We start from the raw sequence: 1,076 nt of genomic DNA, 5'->3' as shown, positions 1-1,076 counted from the left end.
CTATTGAGTTCTCAAACAACAAACACTCTCGACACCACAACCACCAATCCTTCGATGACTGCTTCGCTCCGGAGCAACTTTTCCAACTTACCAGAGTTCCTGATCCGATCAAAATCGGCGGAAAACCTTCAGTGAAAAGTGATTGGCTGCCGGGTAAACAAACGGTAGATTCCGTGTTGTTTCCGTTCCGGCAACAGATAAAAACTATACACAGGTTTTCAGGGCTCCGCAAATCGGCAGGGCACTTTTGACAGTGATCGTGGTTACACTGTGGTTGCATAATCCGCGGGCGTACTCTGACGCCCTGACAGTTGAACAAATCTGCAGCGGAATCGCGACTGCTTTGCTCCTGCGGTTTACAGGATCTCTGTACGTTTATGGAGCGTATCCAGGAAGACGAACTTCTTCATTGCCCACCATCGGAAGATCATCCCAAGTAACGTCCCGATAATTGGTCCGGCGATAAAGTCGGCGATCTCCTGGACGATAAAAGAAACGTGTGGTTCCGTGATTCCAAAGATCCAACGGGATACATAAACCGGCGCCGCAGTAATTCCAATAGCTACCGTAGACATGCCGACGAATTTGATGAACTGAATACGTTTGAGGCCGTGGGCGACATCCCCAAAGGTAAACCGTCTCGAGAGGTAGTAGGAAACTACCGTGGCCGCTGCATTAGCGATAAGAAAAGCTGAAGTTGGATGCGCCCCCAGAATCGTGAACTTCAATCCGTAATTCACTGCCAAGGTCAGGAGGAAGCAGAATCCTCCTATGCCCAGGAAGTACAGAGCTCTCTTTCGTTCCCGATACTGTTTTGGGCGCGATGGATCCCGTGCGCCTTCATCGCTAAATGCTTTGGCTCTGCCACTCATGGATCAAGCATAGACATCCCAGGATCGGCGAATAGAAAATTGAAACTTAATCAGGGCGGTTCTTAGTTATCCATATGGGTCACCTTGCACAGCATGCTCAGATTGAAGCTCATGAGCTTCCAGCGATGTATGAGTCGGACATTTTCGTGGCAGCGTCCAATGGCCAGGATGGGGGCAATGAGTTGTTATGCCCTGCGGCTCAAC

2 protein-coding genes are annotated in these 1,076 nt (G+C 49.8%); one reads left to right on the top strand and one right to left on the bottom strand.

The features are described from left to right. Window positions 1-251, top strand: a 251-nt coding sequence (locus ACI2JZ_RS18300; protein ID WP_404598849.1) for a hypothetical protein, incomplete at its 5' end; no start/stop codon positions are given. 105 nt (window positions 252-356) lie between these two features. Here ACI2JZ_RS18300 and ACI2JZ_RS18295 read toward each other — a convergent pair. Then, complete coding sequence (locus ACI2JZ_RS18295) at window positions 357-872, bottom strand: GtrA family protein (RefSeq protein WP_388026059.1); 516 nt, start codon at window positions 870-872, stop codon at window positions 357-359. Window positions 873-1,076: the final 204 nt, after the last annotated feature.

Origin of the sequence: Microbacterium sp. NPDC087868, assembly GCF_044900755.1 — a bacterium.
GTDB classification, from domain to species: domain Bacteria; phylum Actinomycetota; class Actinomycetes; order Actinomycetales; family Microbacteriaceae; genus Microbacterium; species Microbacterium galbinum.
This window is presented reverse-complemented; position numbering and strand designations above follow the sequence as displayed.